The following is a 14,692-nucleotide window of genomic DNA, read 5'->3' on the forward strand; positions in this document are numbered from 1 at the left end:
TTTCGCGGAGTATTGGGAGGCAAGGTCGGAAAGTCAACGCGGCTTGCGGCTGCGGCGTCTTGCGCTTTCGGAGGGGGCGTCCTCACTCTTTCACCGTCACCCTGAGAAGCGCGTAGCGCGTCTCGAAGGGTCGACGGCCACCAACGGGGCCGTGCATCCTTCGAGGCTCGCAAGTGCTCGCGCCTCAGGATGACGGTGTGACCAATCGCCCCGACACTCGGAGAACGTAGGGCGAAAACCTACTCCATCACCGCGGCATGATCCGATGGCGCCGACTGCGCGCGCAGCGTGGCCTTGGTCGAGCCGATCATCAGCGCGAGCGGGATCGAGACCAGGATGAACAGCATCACCAGCTGGTAGTCGTGCGAGAACGCGATGATCTGCGACTGCGCCGCCACCATCTTGTCGGCCATCGCGCGGCCGGCATCGGTGTTGAGGTTGATCATGCCCGATACGTCGGGCATCTGCAGCGCGTGGTTGAACGGATTGATCTGCTCCGACAGCTTTGCGTAGATCCGCCGTCCGCCTTCCGTCAGCTGCGCGATCACGATCGAGATGCCGACCGAGCTTGCGACGTTGCGCAACAGCGTCAGCATCGAGGTGCCGTCGGTGCGCAGATGGTTGGGCAGCGACATGAACGCCACCGTCGACAGCGGCACGAACACGAGGCCGAAGCCGAAGCCCTGGATCACGCTGACGACGATGATCTCGTTGGCCTGCGTCATGTCGGTCCAGCCGGTCATCTGGAACAACGAGGCCGCGGTCAGCGCGAGGCCGGAGACGATCAGCGTGCGCGCCTCGATGTAGCGCATCATGCGGCCGACCAGCATCATCGCGACGAAGGTGCCGGCGCCGCGGGTCGCCAACAACAGGCCCGCGGTGATGATCGGGTAGCCGACCACGTTCTGCAGATAGGGCGAGGACAGCGCCATCGTCGAATACAGCACGAGGCCCATGACAGTCATGAACACGCAGCCGCCGAGGAAGTTCTTGTCCTTGAACAGCGCGAACTGGATGAACGGCCGGCTGGTCGTCAGCGAATGGGCGAAGAAATAGTAGAAGCCGATCGCGGAGACGATGAATTCGATCATGATCTCGTTGGATTCCAGCCAGCCGAGCTGCTCGCCGCGGTCGAGCGCGAGCTGCAGCGAACCGATCGCGACCGCGAGCGCGCCGAACCCGAACCAGTCGAAGCGCAGATTGAGGTCTTGCTTGGTCTCGTCCATGAAGACGGCAAGGCCGAGCACGGTGATGGCGCCGAATGGCAGGTTGACGAAGAACACCCAGTGCCAGGAATAGGTCTCGGTCAGCCAGGCGCCGAGCGAGGGCCCCATGATCGGGCCCATCATCACGCCCATGCCCCAGATCGACATCGCTTTCGCGCGCTCATGCAGCGCGTAAGAGTCGAGCATCACGGCCTGCGACAGCGGCACCAGCGCCGCGCCGAACACGCCCTGCAGCAGGCGGAACAGCACCATCTGGTTGATGTCCTGCGCCAGGCCGCAGAACACCGAGGCGACGGTGAAGCCGGCCGAGCAGATGATGAAGATGCGCTTGCGGCCATAGCGGTTGGCGATCCAGCCCACCGGCGCGGTCATGATCGCGGCCGCGACGATGTAGGAGGTCAGCACCCAGTTGATCTGGTCCTGCGAGGCCGACAGCGAGCCCTGCATATAGGGCAGCGCGACGTTGGCGATCGTGGTGTCGAGCGCCTGCATGATCGTCGCGGTCATCGCGCAGATCGTCACCATGTTCCGGCGCATGCCGGGTACGGCGGATGGTGACGGTGCATTCATTCAGGTCGGTCCTGTTCGAGCGCTGGAAACCCGCTCCCCCGCAAGCGGGAGAGGGGGCGCACTGTCTCTGCGGTCGATGATCGACCGCTTCTTCTCTCTACTCGTGGTCCGGGTGCGCCGAGGCCGGCGCCAGCCCGAGCAGGCCGGCCAGCGTGCGGCGGTGGTTGGTGTCGATCGTCGCGTAGACGCTCATGCCGGCTTTCAGCTTCTTCACGAACGGATCGTTCTCGTCGAAATAGATCCGCACCGGCACGCGCTGCACCACCTTGACGAAGTTGCCGGTCGCGTTCTGCGGCGGCAGGATCGCGAACTGTGCGCCGGTGCCGGGCGACAGCGAGCCGACCTTGCCCTTGAACCGATGGTTGGGGAACGCGTCGACGTCGAGCTCAACCGGCTGGCCGACCGCGACATAGGTGAAGTCGCTTTCCTTCGGATTGGCGTCGACCCAGGGATGGTCGACGTCGATGATCGAGAACACCGGCGAGCCGGCGGCGACGAAGCGGCCGAGCTGGATCTGGTCGACCTGGGTCGCGACGCCGTCCATCGGCGCGCGCAGCACGGTGTGGTCGAGATTGCGCTGGGCGTCGTCGAGCTTGGCCTTGGCCTGGGCGTAGGGCGGGAACTGTTCGATCGGCAGGTCGATATCGCCGAGCAGCTGCGTCTTGTCCTTGGAGATCTGCTGCCTGATGTATTGCGCCAGGCTCTCGGCCGTCACTTGCGCATTCGCCGCGTTGTCGAGGTCGAGCTGCGAGCCGAAATTCTGCTTGGCCAGCGTCGACTTGCGTTCGACGTCGCGCTTCTTCAATTCGATGCTCTGCTGGGCGAATTCCAGCATCCTGCCGTTGATCTTGATGTTGTCGACCAGGTTGTCATAGGTGGTCCTGGTCTGGTCGAGCGCGGCCTTGGCCTGCGCCACCGCGAGGCGGAACGGCACGGGGTCGATCTCGAACAGTTCGTCGCCCTTCCTGACGTGCTGGCCTTCCTTCACGACGATCTTGTCGATCTTGCCGGAGATTTCCGGCGTGATCAGCACCTTCTGCGCGCCGACATAGGCGTCGTCGGTGCCGACATAGCGGCCGCCATTGAGATAGAACACGATGCCGCCGATCGCAGCGAGCGTCGGCAGCACGACCAGCAGCAGCGTGCGGCGATAGCGCCGCAGACCGGCCATCAGGCGACGGCGCGGCGCGCGGCTGGCCTTGCCCGACGGCGCAGGCTCGCCCGGATTGCTCTTCTGCTCGGGGGCCAGTTTGAGGACGGGTTCAGCCATAGCGCTGTTCCTTTCGGGAGGGCTCGCCGGCTGGGGTCTGGACGGCATTGCGAACGTTTTCCTTGATCGATTCCAATTGGGTGAGCAGGCGATACGCGTCAGCGGGGCTGATGCCCTCGAGCGCGGTCGCGGTGAGTTCGGAGCGGAGGCCGGCGAGCTTGCCGAGCAGCGGGCGCGCGGCCTTCTTCAGATAGAGGCGGTTGACGCGGCGATCGTTCTCGTCGCTGCGGCGCTCGATCCAGCCATTGTCGCAGAGCTTGTCGATCAGCCGCGTCAGCGTGATCGGCTGCACCTCGAGCAGCTCGGCGAGCTCGGTCTGTTTCAACCCTTCCTGGCGTTCCACCTTGGACAGCACGGCCCATTGCGCGCGGGTGATGCCGTAGCGTGCGGCCTCCTTGTCGGCATAGACGCGGATCAGCCGGAACACTTCGCCCAACGTAAACAAGAAATCGGTGTCCACCGAACCGCGCATCGATCCTGCCTCCATAAGCTTGGGATATAATAAGCTTGCTTATGATTTCTGCATGCCGGGTTAACGCGAGGCTGCCCCGCATTGCGGGCATGGCTGCAACGCGGCGGCGAACCGGGGTTGAGAGCCGGGCTTTGGGAACGGGCGCGCAAATGCTACATATCGAGGCAATGAGCCTGGCCAAGCCGACATTTCCTGCCCCCGACCACGATCACGGCCGCTGCGCCGCGGACGCGATGGCGCATGCCGAGCAGGTGTGTGTGCGCCGCGGCCAGAAATTCACCCCGATCCGCCGTCAGGTGCTGCAGGCGCTGCTGTCGAGCCATCGCCCGCTCGGCGCCTATGAGGTGATCGACGAGCTGGCCAAGACGATGCCGCGGCCGGCACCGATTACCGTCTACCGCGCGCTCGACTTCCTAATGGAGAACGGCCTCGTCCACCGCATCGAGAGCCGCAACGCCTTCCTCGCCTGCGCGCACGACCATGACGAGACCTCGATGGTGGCGTTTTTGATCTGCGACCATTGCGGCTCGGTCGGCGAGATCCCGGCCGCCCCCGTCGCGCAAAGCCTGACCGCGGCGGCGCGGGCCTCGGGGTTCATCCCGAAACTCTCCGTCGTCGAGATCGCCGGCACCTGTGCGCACTGCCAAAAGACGTGATGGCGCGATGGTTTCAGCTAACTCGCACTGCTTTCGAGCTACCTCGCCCCGCTTGCGGGGAGAGGTCGAAATTCGCGGTAGCGAATTTCGGGTGAGGGGGACTCTCCGCACGCTCGCCTCTATCGAATTTGCGGCGACGGCCCCTCACCCCAACCCTCTCCCCGCAAGAGCGGGGCGAGGGAGCCCAACCGGCAATTAACAACACGGCACCAAGCCGGCCCGCGAGGAAACATGTCGACCCAAGCGATCTCCGCCAGCGTCACAAGGCCCGTCAGCGTCGGACACGGGCTGCCGCCCGGCGCCATCGCCGTGATGCTGATGCTGTGCGTGAGCTGGGGCTTCAACCAGCTCGCGGTCAAGCTTGCGCTGCCCGACGTGCCGCCGATGCTGCAGGCGATGATCCGCTCCGCCGGCGCGCTGCCGGTGATGCTGATCGTCGGCCACCTGCGCGGCGTCAAATTCTTCGAGCGCGACGGCACCCTCGTCCCCGGGATCGTCGCCGGGCTGATGTTCGGCTGCGAGTTCGTGCTGATCTTCACCGGCCTCGTCTTCACCTCGGCCTCGCGCGCCTCGGTGTTCCTCTACACCGCGCCGTTCTTCGTTGCGCTCGGCTCGCACCAGTTCCTCGGCGAGCGTCTCTCGACCGTGCAGTGGAGCGGGCTTGCGCTGAGCTTTGCCGGCGTCGCGCTCGCGATCGGCGTGCCGCAGCCGAACGTCGATGCCAAGGTGCTGCTCGGCGACCTCATGGTGGTCGGCGGCGGCGCGCTGTGGGCGGCAACTACGCTGGTCGCCAAGGGCACGGGCTTGCGCAAGGCCGCGCCGGAAAAGGCGCTCGGCTACCAGGTCGCGATCTCGATTCCGATCCTCGGCCTCGCCGCCTGGATCGCGGGCGAGCGCATCGAGCATGTGCCGAGCGCGCTGTCGATCTCGCTGCTCGCCTATCAGGCGGTCTGGGTGGTGGGCTGCACGTTCGTCATCTGGTTTGCGATGGTGAAAACCTACTCCGCGAGCAAGCTGTCGGCCTTCACCTTCGTCACGCCGCTGTTCGGCGTCGTCGCGGCCTATTTCATCATGCACGACACGTTGACGGCGGTGTTCGGCGTCGCCGCGCTGCTGGTGATCGCCGGGCTCTATCTCGTCAACAAGCCCGACCCGAAGGTGACGCCGGATCCCAACGTGCCGGCGTGAGGTTATCCTGGGTGCCGTGCGCTCAACTCTCTCCCCGTCATGCTGAGGAGCGCGGAACGCGCGTCTCGAAGCACGACGGCCCAGCCGGCACCCGGGCCGTTCATCCTTTGAGGCTCGCAAGAGCTCGCGCCTCAGGATGACGAGCAAAGAGGAGCGGAATGCCGCAGACAACCGGGGCGCAATCCCGTTACATCATCCGCTCATGCATCTCGAAATCGACGTAGACCGGCGGAAGATGCAGCCCGCGGCCGGCAAGCATTTTTGCGCTCCCGGCTCCGAGATCGGTGACCTCGAGTGAGATGCCGAGCCCGTCCCGGTAGAGGATCGGCTGATAGCCATTGATGATTCTCTGGCCGAACGCGGGATAGGGCGGCGCGCCATCGGAGAACGCGTGGCGGAATGCCTGGTAGAGCGTCGACGATCGCAGGGTCTCCATCGCGGCGCGCCCATCCCCTTCGGCAAGGCAGATGCGGATTCGGAAATAGGTGTTGTAGCTTTGACGCAGCTTCTCGATCGCAATGAATCCGGCTGCGCCCGCTCCGTCGAGCGCGTAATAGGCCGTCGTCCGATCCTGTTCCGGCGTCGCCGTCTCGGCCGCCTGCAACTGCTCTTTCTCCTTGCGCAGCAGGCCGGCAATGTCGGTCTGTCCCGCGTCCTTGCGCAGTTCAACTGCGCAATTGCGCACGATGCTGGTGCTTGCGCGATGGTTCAGGTCGATCTCCGCGCCGCCGTCCGGTAGGGCGTGCCAGCCGGCGGCCTCAAGTCGCGCCCCTGATCCGGAAAACAGCGCGTTGAATGGCGGTGAGGTGATGCCGTGTCCGTAACGCTCGCAGAGATCGACGACGATCCCGCACGCGGCGGTGACGCCGGGGTCGGTCTTGTCGGCGCCGGCCGACGCCCCGCCATCCGCCGGGATCGCGAATACGGCCATGACGGCTTTGGAAAAACCGGAGACCTTGCGTTCCGCCTCTCGCCTGGCGAGCACGGCCGGATCAGGCGGAGGTGCTTCCGATGAATCGACGCCGGACGTCGCAAGTGCCGTCGAAGCGGTCTGCAGGCTTCGGCGGCCGAGTGCGGCGAGGAAGCAGAAGGCAGAGAAAGCAAAGGCGCAGGTCGCCGGGATCGCGGCGATCAATCCATACGGCACGTGCACGCCAAACCATGCCTCGATGCGATCCTGGACAGCGGAAAAGAAGTAGAAGATGACAAACGGCGCAACGGCGAAGAACACCGCAAGGCCGGAGGTTAGGCCACTGTCGTGGAAGCGCCGGGCCGTCACGGCAAACAGCGGCAGCGCTATTGCGACGGCGGCGTAGACCGTCTTGTCGAGCTGATGGGCTGCGAGCAGGAGCAGCAGACAAAAGCCGAAGAACCACCAGAACTCGGCGCGCGAAGCCCGTCCGGTGAAATCAGCGAACTTCCTGAAACAGGTGGCGATCGACGCGGTGGGATGCACGACCATCTCCGGCAGACGGCGGCACTCTAGCGGCGAAGATTTACGTTTCCCTATTGCTGAGCGGACAATTGTGGCCTTCAGGCGCAATTGCGGACGGTATCGATTTACGTCAACATCGCCTCCACGAAGGCTCCCATGCGAGGGATGCCGTGGAGGCGCGCTGATGCCAATCGATGCCACCGATGCAATTGAAGCCGGAATTCGCTCCGCGTTCACCGCATACTCCAAGGAGGATGATCCGGACTGGCGGAGCGCGTGCTGGATCAAGCCGGATGAGTGCTCCCATCTGGCACGGAGCATTTTGAAGGAGTTGGCGGCCCGCGGCCTTGAGATCGTCAAGAAGCCGGCTTGATCGCCTCAAGACTCCGACGATTCATGTCGCGAGAATGCGGATGTATGCCTCATCGGCGCGCCAAACATTCAGCGTCGTCCTGGCGAAGGCCAGGGGACCCATTACCCCAACTGTCGGTTGTCGCGCGACGCTGGGGGCCGCTTTCCCGTTCACAAGCAAATTCGGTGGTTATGGGTCCTGGCCTTCGCCAGGACGACGGAGGAGACATCGCGCTTCCCCACTAACCCCTCTCGATTGGCAGGGACTCATCCTTCGCCCATTCGCCCATCGAGCCGTCATAGAGCGTGAGATTGTCGTAGCCGAGCCGATGCAGCTGGAACAGGTCGATGGTCGCGGAGATGCCGCCGCCGCAATAGGCGACGACGCGCTTGTCCCTGGTGATGCCTTGCGCTGCGAAGATTGCTTCGGCCTCCTCAAGCGGCACGAACGTCTTGGCCTTGGGATCGATCAAGGTTGCCGCCGGCACGCTGACGCTGCCGGGGATGCGGCCGGGCCGGCCGTAACGGCTCGGCTCCAGTCCCTTGTAGAATTGCGGGCCGAGCGCGTTGACGATGACGGTGTCGCCCTCCGTGGTCGCGGCGAGCACGTCATGCTTGTCGACGAACATGCCGTCCTTCGGCCGCGCCGGAAACGTCGCTGGCGGATAGCCGCCGGCAAGTCCGGTCTCGATGTCGCGTCCTTCGGCGGTCCATTTGTCGATGCCGCCGTCGAGCACGGCGGCACCCTCGAAGCCGAGCGAGCGCAGCATCCACCAGAACCGCGTCGCCCACATTGCGGTGCCGATCGAATAGAGCACGACGCGGCTGCCCGCCGAGATGCCGTGGCGGCCGAACGCGGCTTCGAGCTGCGCTGTCGGCGGCATCATGAAGCGCAGATGGGTATGGGCATCCGAGAATTCGGCCTGCAAATCGAGGAAATTGGCGCCCGGGATGTGGCCGGCCTCGAAGGTCTGGCGGCCCGAGACGACCATATAGGGAGCGTTGCTGCCGGCGGGGGCCGGCTCCAGATAGGTCGTGCAGTCGAACAGGCGAAGATCCGGCCGGGTCAGGATCTCGGCAAGTTCCGCCGTGGTGATCAGCTCGCTGTTGCCGGCCATTTTGCGTCCTCCCGGTGTGTGTTTAACGGGATGCTAAGATGCGCCAGATCACATGAAAAGCTGTCACTTTGCCCTTTGATTCACCCCAATCCGGTCCAATATAGCTGGGCATGCAGGACGCCGCTGCATGGCTTGCGTTTGGCCTCAATCGGCGCCATAAGCTATTGAATTCACTCCGAAACATGATCGTTTGGCCCGCCGCACGCGAGGCCCATCGCCCCCTTGGTGAATGTCACCAAAACCTGATATTCGAGACGCCATGAACAAGCCCGAGATTTTGCCGCAAGACGACGTCGCCGGCCCCGCGCCGCGGCACCAAACCACGCAGGTCATGGTCGGCAACGTCGCCGTCGGCGGCGGTGCGCCGATCGTCGTGCAGTCGATGACCAACACCGACACCGCCGATGTGGACGGCACCATCGCCCAGGTTGCCGCGCTGTCTCGCGCCGGCTCCGAGATGGTCCGCATCACCGTCGACCGCGAGGAAGCCGCTGCCGCCGTGCCGCACATCCGTGACGGCCTGCGCAAGCGCGGCATCACCACGCCCCTGATCGGCGACTTCCACTATATCGGCCACAAGCTGCTCGCCGAATATCCGGCCTGCGCCGAGGCGCTCGACAAGTACCGCATCAATCCCGGCAATGTCGGCTTCAAGAACAAGCGCGATACGCAGTTCGCCGACATCATCGAGATCGCCAACAAGAACAACAAGCCGGTGCGCATCGGCGCCAATTGGGGTTCGCTCGACCAGGAGCTGCTCACCAAGCTGATGGACGAGAATACGGCCTCGGCCAATCCGCGCGATGCCCGCGCGGTGACCCGCGAGGCGATGGTGCAGTCGGCGCTGCTGTCGGCCGCGCGTGCGCAAGAGCTCGGCATGCCGAAGAACAAGATCATCCTGTCGGCCAAGGTGTCGGCCGTGCAGGACCTGATCGCGGTCTATCAGGAAGTCGTGCGCCGCTCGGATTATGCGATCCATCTCGGCCTCACCGAGGCCGGCATGGGCTCGAAGGGCATCGTCGCCTCCTCGGCTGCGCTCGGCATCCTGCTGCAGCAGGGCATCGGCGACACCATCCGCATCTCGCTGACGCCGGAGCCCGGCGGCGACCGCACGCTGGAAGTGCAGGTCGCGCAGGAATTGCTGCAGACCATGGGCTTCCGTACCTTCGTGCCGCTGGTTGCGGCATGCCCGGGCTGCGGCCGCACGACCTCGACCACGTTCCAGGAGCTGGCGCGCTCGATCCAGGATTTCATCCGCGACGAGATGCCGGCCTGGAAGACCAAGTATCCGGGCGTCGAGCAGCTCAACGTCGCCGTGATGGGCTGCATCGTCAACGGCCCCGGCGAATCCAAGCACGCCAATATCGGCATCTCGCTGCCCGGTACCGGCGAAGCGCCGGCCGCGCCCGTCTTCGTCGACGGCAAGAAGTTCCGCACTCTGCGCGGCCCCGGGATCGCCGCCGACTTCAAGGCATTGGTGATCGACTATATCGACCAGCGCTACGGCAACGGCGCCAAGCTGCCGGAGCAGGCCGGCGCCGCGGAGTAGTTTCACTCCGCGCGTGACCCACACTCAACCGTTGTCCCTGCCTAGTGCGCAATTGCGCACGGGAGCAGGGACCCATAACCACAGGATGTGGTTGTGGCGCGAGATGCGGGTTACCAGCCTTCGCAAAACCCGATCCTGTGGTTATGGGTCCCGGATCTGCGCTCCGCTTCGCTGCGCTTGTCCGGGACGACAGATAGTTTGAGGCGCAGATTGCGCTTCCGTCGATGCGCGTTACCATGCTCCCAATCAAGAATGATTGGGAGAACGCCCATGAGCTCGCTATCCGGCAAGCAGGGTCCGCGCTATCGCCACTTCGCCGACCAATCCGAGCCCTATGAGACCATCGGCGTCGAGAAGCTGACGCCGATCATCGGCGCGGAGATCTCCGGCGTCGATATCGGCAAGCTGGTCGGCGACGATGCGCGCTCCAACCGCCAGATGGACGAGATCCATCGCGCGCTCGCCGAAAACCTCGTCATCTTCTTCCGCGACCAGCACATCAGTCCCGACCAGCATCTCGCCTTCGGCCGCAAGTTCGGTGAGCTGCATGTGCATCCGGCCGCGCCCAACGAGGGCGATCCGGCGCTGATGAAGATTTATGCCGACAAGGATTCGCCACGCGCGAATGGCGAGGGCTGGCACACCGACGTGTCCTGCGATCTCGAGCCGCCGATGGGTTCGATCCTCTACATCAAGCAGTGCCCGCCGCGCGGCGGCGACACCCTGTTCGCCAACATGTACGCCGCCTATGAGGCGCTGTCGGACCGCATGAAGGCCTATCTCGACGGGCTGACCGCGCTGCATGACGGCGAGCAGACCTATCGTGGCCTGTATGCCAACTACGGCGTCGCCGACAAACGGGAATATCCCCGCGCCGAGCATCCGGTGGTCCGCACCCATCCGGTGACCGGCAAGAAGTCGCTCTATGTCAATCGCGGCTTCACCCGCTTCATCGTCGGCATCCCGCGCGACGAGAGCGACGCCATGCTGGCCTATCTCTACCAGCACGCCGAGAACCCGCTGTTCCAGTGCCGCTTCCGCTGGACCGAGAACGCGATCGCGTTCTGGGACAACCGTTGCGCCCAGCATCGCGCGATGTGGGATTACTGGCCGCACACCCGCTCCGGCACCCGCGTCACCGTGAAGGGAGAGCGGCCGGTGTGAGGAATTGCGTGCTGCGTTGGTTCCACCCATCCTACGAACTACGAACTGAAAAAATGCCATCGGGAGACCGCCCATGCTTCGCGCCGAGGACAACAAATTCCTCACCGAATCCGGTGAGAGGACCGGCATGGGCGAATTGCTGCGGCGGTTCTGGATTCCGGTGCTGCTGTCCGAGGAACTGCCGGAGCCGGACAGCGACCCGAAGAAGATCGTTGTCATGGGCGAGGAGCTGCTCGCCTTCCGCGACACCAGAGGCGTGGTCGGCGTCATCGACCAGTACTGCGCGCATCGCGGCGCCAATCTTTGGCTCGGCCGCAACGAGGAATGCGGCATCCGCTGCGTCTATCACGGCTGGAAGTTCGATACCGACGGCCGCTGCGTCGATATGCCGACCTCGTATCCCGACCTCAACGCAAAGGACCTGATCCGGATCAAGTCCTATCCGGTGCGCGAATGGGGCGACATGATCTGGGCCTATATGGGCCCGGCCGATCAGATGCCAGAACTGCCGGCGCTGGAGATGGCGCTGCTGCCGGCCTCGCACCGCTTCGTCACCAAGAAGTGGCAGGACTGCAACTGGGTGCAGGCGGTGGAAGGCTCGATCGACACCGCGCATTTCACCTTCGCGCATCTCTCCTTCGAGAAGGAGGAGAACGAGATCCTCGACATCAAGAAGCATTTCGTGAACCCGCTGACCCGGGTCGCGACCGATCACATGCGCTGGATCGCCGAGGACCCGCGCCCGGTGATCAAGATCAATCCGCATGAGGCCGGCCTCACGGTGGCGGGCGGACGGCTCACCGGCAGCGACAACATCTACTGGCGCATCGCCCAGTTCCTGATGCCGTTCCACAGCTACGCGCCGAGCTCGATGCCGGGCGAGAACATGTTCGGCCAGACCTTCGTGCCGGTCACCGACACCAATTGCTGGATCTACACCTATGCGTGGAATCCCCACCGGCCGCTGACCGATGCCGAGCGCGAAGGCTACGCCAACGGCAACGGCGTGATGGCTGTCGTCGACGAGAACTACGTGCCGCTGCGCAACAAGGCCAACGACTATCTGATCGACCGCAAGCTGCAGCGGACCAAGAGCTACACCGGCATCAAGGGCGTCTCCGAGCAGGACGCCGCGGTGCAGGACAGCCAGGGCCCGATCGCCGACCGTACCCGCGAGCATCTCGGCCCGACCGATCTCGGCATCATGCATTTCCGCAAGCTGGTCATGGAGGCGGCCCGCGCGCTGCAAAAGGGCGAGGCGCCGCCGCATGCTCAGCATCAGGACCGTTACACCGTGCGCTCCGGCGCCTGCGTCACCAGCAAGACCAAGGACCTCACCGCCGTCATGATCGAGCGGTTCGGCGATCCCGCCGGCTTCGTCGGCGGTCCCGGCCAGAACGCCGCGGCGGAGTAATCTCTGCTGTCGTCCCTGCGAAAGCAGGGACCCATAACCACCGTTGGATATTGTTGAGATGCGCTGTGGCCCGAACCTTCGCCAAGCCAGCGACGGTGGTTATGGGTCCCGGCCTGCGCCGGGACGACGTGGGGAGGGATACCGCGCGCTTCACGCGCTACAGCGGCATCCTGCGATACTCGCGGTTGGCGAGGCTGGCTTCCTCGAGGTCGAGGTCGCGCTCGATCCGGCGCCTTGTCTCGTCGGTGATCTTGCCGTCGCGCAGCAGCATGTGGATGAACTTGCGCTCGGAGGCGATCAGCTCCCGCGTCAGCTCGGTGCCGGTGGCGGAAACGTCGTGCGTGTCGGGATTGAGCGAGTCGGGCAGCTGGTTGATCCGGATCTCGTGCCGTGAGCGCAAAAGCTTGATCACCTCGTCGGAAAGCTCGCGGTCGTCGGTGATGGCATCGAGCGACTTCAGCGCGGCGTTCAGCGCCTCGCGCCGCGCCGCGATCTCCTGCTCGTGCTCGGCGATGTGCTCGCTGCGCCCGTCCCTGGCGAGGCCGAGCCAGCGCACCACCGGTGGCAGAGTGAGGCCGAGCCCGACCAGCGTCACGAAGATCACGCCGAAGGCGACGAACAGGATCAGGTCGCGATACGGGAAGGCGTCTCCGCTCGGCAATGTCAGCGGCAGCGCCAGCGCCGCGGCGAGCGAGACCGCGCCGCGCACGCCGGTGAAGGCGACCACGAACACCGCCCGCCCCGACGGCAGCGGATCGCGCTCGCTCACGCGTCGGCTGATCCAGCGCGGCAGATAGGTGCCGGGAAACACCCAGACGAAGCGCGCCACGATCACGATGACGGCGACAAGCACGGTCGCGGTGAGGATGTCGTGCAGCGGGAACGACTTCGACTTCTCGTACAGCGAACGCATCTGGAAGCCGGTCAAGAGGAACAGCAGGCCCTCGATCAGATAGATGATCAAGTCCCAGAAGAAGATGCCCTGCAGGCGCGTCGCGGCCGAGATCAACAGCGGTCCGTTCCAGCTCATGTAGAGGCCGCAGGCGACGGTCGCGATCACGCCGCTGCCGCCGAAATGCTCGGGGATCCAGTAGGCGAGGTAGGGCGTGATCAGCGACAGCGTGATCTCGACCTGCGGATCCCTGGCGCGGCGGCGGGCGCGCAGGCTGAGCCAGCCGACCGCGGTGCCGAACGCGATCTCGCCGGCGACGATGACGAGGAAAGTGCCGGTCGCCTTCGGCAGCGAGAACAGCCCGGTGGTGATCGCGGCGAGCGCGAAGCGGTAGAGGATCAGCGCGGTCGCGTCATTGGCGAGCCCTTCGCCCTCGAGCACCACCAGGATGCGGCGGGGCATGCCGAGCCTGCGGGCGATCGCCAGCGGCGCGACCACGTCAGGCGGCGCGACGATGGCGCCGAGCAGGAAGCCGATGCTCCAGGGCAGGCCGATCAGATAATGGGTCGCGGCCGCGACCATGAAGGCGGTGAAGATCACGCAGCCGACCGACAGCAGGATGATCGGCCGCAGGTTGGCCTTGAACTCGCGCCAGCTCATCGCGACGCTCGCCGAATAGATCAGCGGCGGCAGCACCACCAGCAGCACCAGCTCAGGCGGCAGTTCCAGCGACGGCATGCCCGGCACGAAGGCGAGCACGATGCCGACCAGCAGCAGCAGGATCGCGGGCGCGATATCGGTCCGCCGCGCCACCAGGGCGGTTCCCGCCAGCACGCCGAGCAAAGTGAGAAAAATCTGAAATTTGGCTTCCATAACGGGCTCAATTCGCCCGGAAACCGGTGCCAGTCAATGCGGTCCGGCCGGAGCCGGACCGCGGGGGGCGTGTCACAAAGCCGTCGCGGGCGCGCCGCGCCCGGTCGATCAATCCCTGAGGTCGTAGCGGTACGACTTCGAGACGATCTGCCAGCCGTCGGCGAGCTTCATCGCCACCAGATAGTCGGTGAAATAGCGCGGCGGCAGCTGGCAGCGCACCTTGATGAAGGCGGTGTTGTCGTCGGAGCGGTCGATGGTGACGATAAAATCCTCGCGCGGCTTGCCTTCGGCCTTCGCCGAGGTGCGCTTGCGCACCAGGGCAAGCCAGTCCGGCACGGTCAGGACCTTCAGCTCGCCCTTCTCCACCCAGCGCAAATCGGCGCTCGGATGAAAAGCCTCGGCGAGCTTGTCGGCATTGCTCTCGTAGAGACCGTCGAAATAGGTTTGCACGACGCTTTCGACGCTGGATCGATCTTGGCTCATTGGTTGGTCCTCCCGGCAGGGTTTGATCTGT

At 64.9% G+C, this 14,692-nt stretch carries 13 protein-coding genes; 6 read left to right on the top strand and 7 right to left on the bottom strand.

Annotated elements, in window-relative coordinates:
* Positions 1-239 precede the first annotated feature (239 nt).
* The 3 genes from ACZBJS_RS29070 to ACZBJS_RS29080 all read right to left on the bottom strand — a co-directional run bounded on the left by ACZBJS_RS29070 (position 240) and on the right by ACZBJS_RS29080 (position 3,538).
* A complete protein-coding gene (locus ACZBJS_RS29070) occupies positions 240-1,796 on the bottom strand; it encodes an MDR family MFS transporter (protein ID WP_316398846.1) in 1,557 nt (518 codons plus the stop codon).
* 97 nt (positions 1,797-1,893) lie between these two features.
* Positions 1,894-3,066 (bottom strand): HlyD family secretion protein, encoded by a 1,173-nt coding sequence (locus ACZBJS_RS29075; RefSeq protein WP_253588282.1) that lies wholly within the window; start codon positions 3,064-3,066, stop codon positions 1,894-1,896.
* Positions 3,059-3,538: a MarR family winged helix-turn-helix transcriptional regulator gene (locus tag ACZBJS_RS29080; RefSeq protein WP_085970781.1), complete on the bottom strand. Its 480-nt coding sequence runs from the start codon at positions 3,536-3,538 to the stop codon at positions 3,059-3,061. Before ACZBJS_RS29080 ends, ACZBJS_RS29075 begins: the two co-directional genes overlap by 8 nt.
* A gap of 167 nt (positions 3,539-3,705) precedes the next feature.
* Between ACZBJS_RS29080 and ACZBJS_RS29085 the strand changes: the two genes are divergently transcribed.
* Positions 3,706-4,194, top strand: a complete 489-nt coding sequence (locus ACZBJS_RS29085; RefSeq protein ID WP_316398847.1) for a Fur family transcriptional regulator — start codon at positions 3,706-3,708, stop codon at positions 4,192-4,194.
* Between the two features lie 231 nt (positions 4,195-4,425).
* Positions 4,426-5,382 carry a DMT family transporter gene (locus ACZBJS_RS29090; RefSeq protein ID WP_316398848.1) on the top strand — a complete coding sequence of 319 codons (957 nt, stop codon included), beginning with the start codon at positions 4,426-4,428 and terminating at the stop codon, positions 5,380-5,382.
* Positions 5,383-5,569: 187 nt separating this feature from the next.
* Here ACZBJS_RS29090 and ACZBJS_RS29095 read toward each other — a convergent pair whose 3' ends face one another.
* Entirely contained in the window at positions 5,570-6,838 is a 1,269-nt protein-coding gene (locus ACZBJS_RS29095; protein ID WP_463439612.1) for a DUF805 domain-containing protein, read from the bottom strand.
* A gap of 163 nt (positions 6,839-7,001) precedes the next feature.
* Between ACZBJS_RS29095 and ACZBJS_RS29100 the strand changes: the two genes are divergently transcribed.
* On the top strand, positions 7,002-7,190 hold the full coding sequence (locus ACZBJS_RS29100; RefSeq protein ID WP_038387623.1) for a hypothetical protein: 189 nt from the start codon (positions 7,002-7,004) through the stop codon (positions 7,188-7,190).
* Positions 7,191-7,410: 220 nt separating this feature from the next.
* On the opposite strand, the gene ACZBJS_RS29105 is transcribed toward ACZBJS_RS29100, so the two are convergent.
* Complete coding sequence (locus ACZBJS_RS29105) at positions 7,411-8,286, bottom strand: sulfurtransferase (protein ID WP_057016781.1); 876 nt, start codon at positions 8,284-8,286, stop codon at positions 7,411-7,413.
* Positions 8,287-8,545: 259 nt separating this feature from the next.
* Here ACZBJS_RS29105 and ispG point away from each other — a divergent pair, with 259 nt between their 5' ends.
* The 3 genes from ispG to ACZBJS_RS29120 all read left to right on the top strand — a co-directional run bounded on the left by ispG (position 8,546) and on the right by ACZBJS_RS29120 (position 12,413).
* Positions 8,546-9,835, top strand: a complete 1,290-nt coding sequence (gene ispG / locus ACZBJS_RS29110) for a flavodoxin-dependent (E)-4-hydroxy-3-methylbut-2-enyl-diphosphate synthase (RefSeq protein ID WP_057016780.1) — start codon at positions 8,546-8,548, stop codon at positions 9,833-9,835.
* A gap of 270 nt (positions 9,836-10,105) precedes the next feature.
* A complete protein-coding gene (locus ACZBJS_RS29115) occupies positions 10,106-10,999 on the top strand; it encodes a TauD/TfdA dioxygenase family protein (protein ID WP_253638101.1) in 894 nt (297 codons plus the stop codon).
* A 73-nt stretch (positions 11,000-11,072) separates the two neighbouring features.
* A complete protein-coding gene (locus ACZBJS_RS29120; RefSeq protein WP_463439613.1) occupies positions 11,073-12,413 on the top strand; it encodes a Rieske 2Fe-2S domain-containing protein in 1,341 nt (446 codons plus the stop codon).
* Between the two features lie 157 nt (positions 12,414-12,570).
* On the opposite strand, the gene ACZBJS_RS29125 is transcribed toward ACZBJS_RS29120, so the two are convergent.
* Complete coding sequence (locus ACZBJS_RS29125; RefSeq protein WP_316398851.1) at positions 12,571-14,178, bottom strand: Na+/H+ antiporter; 1,608 nt, start codon at positions 14,176-14,178, stop codon at positions 12,571-12,573.
* A 108-nt stretch (positions 14,179-14,286) separates the two neighbouring features.
* A complete protein-coding gene (locus tag ACZBJS_RS29130; RefSeq protein ID WP_016847513.1) occupies positions 14,287-14,661 on the bottom strand; it encodes a nuclear transport factor 2 family protein in 375 nt (124 codons plus the stop codon).
* Between the last annotated feature and the right edge of the window lie 31 nt (positions 14,662-14,692).

Source organism: Bradyrhizobium sp. KZN70725, from assembly GCF_055264925.1.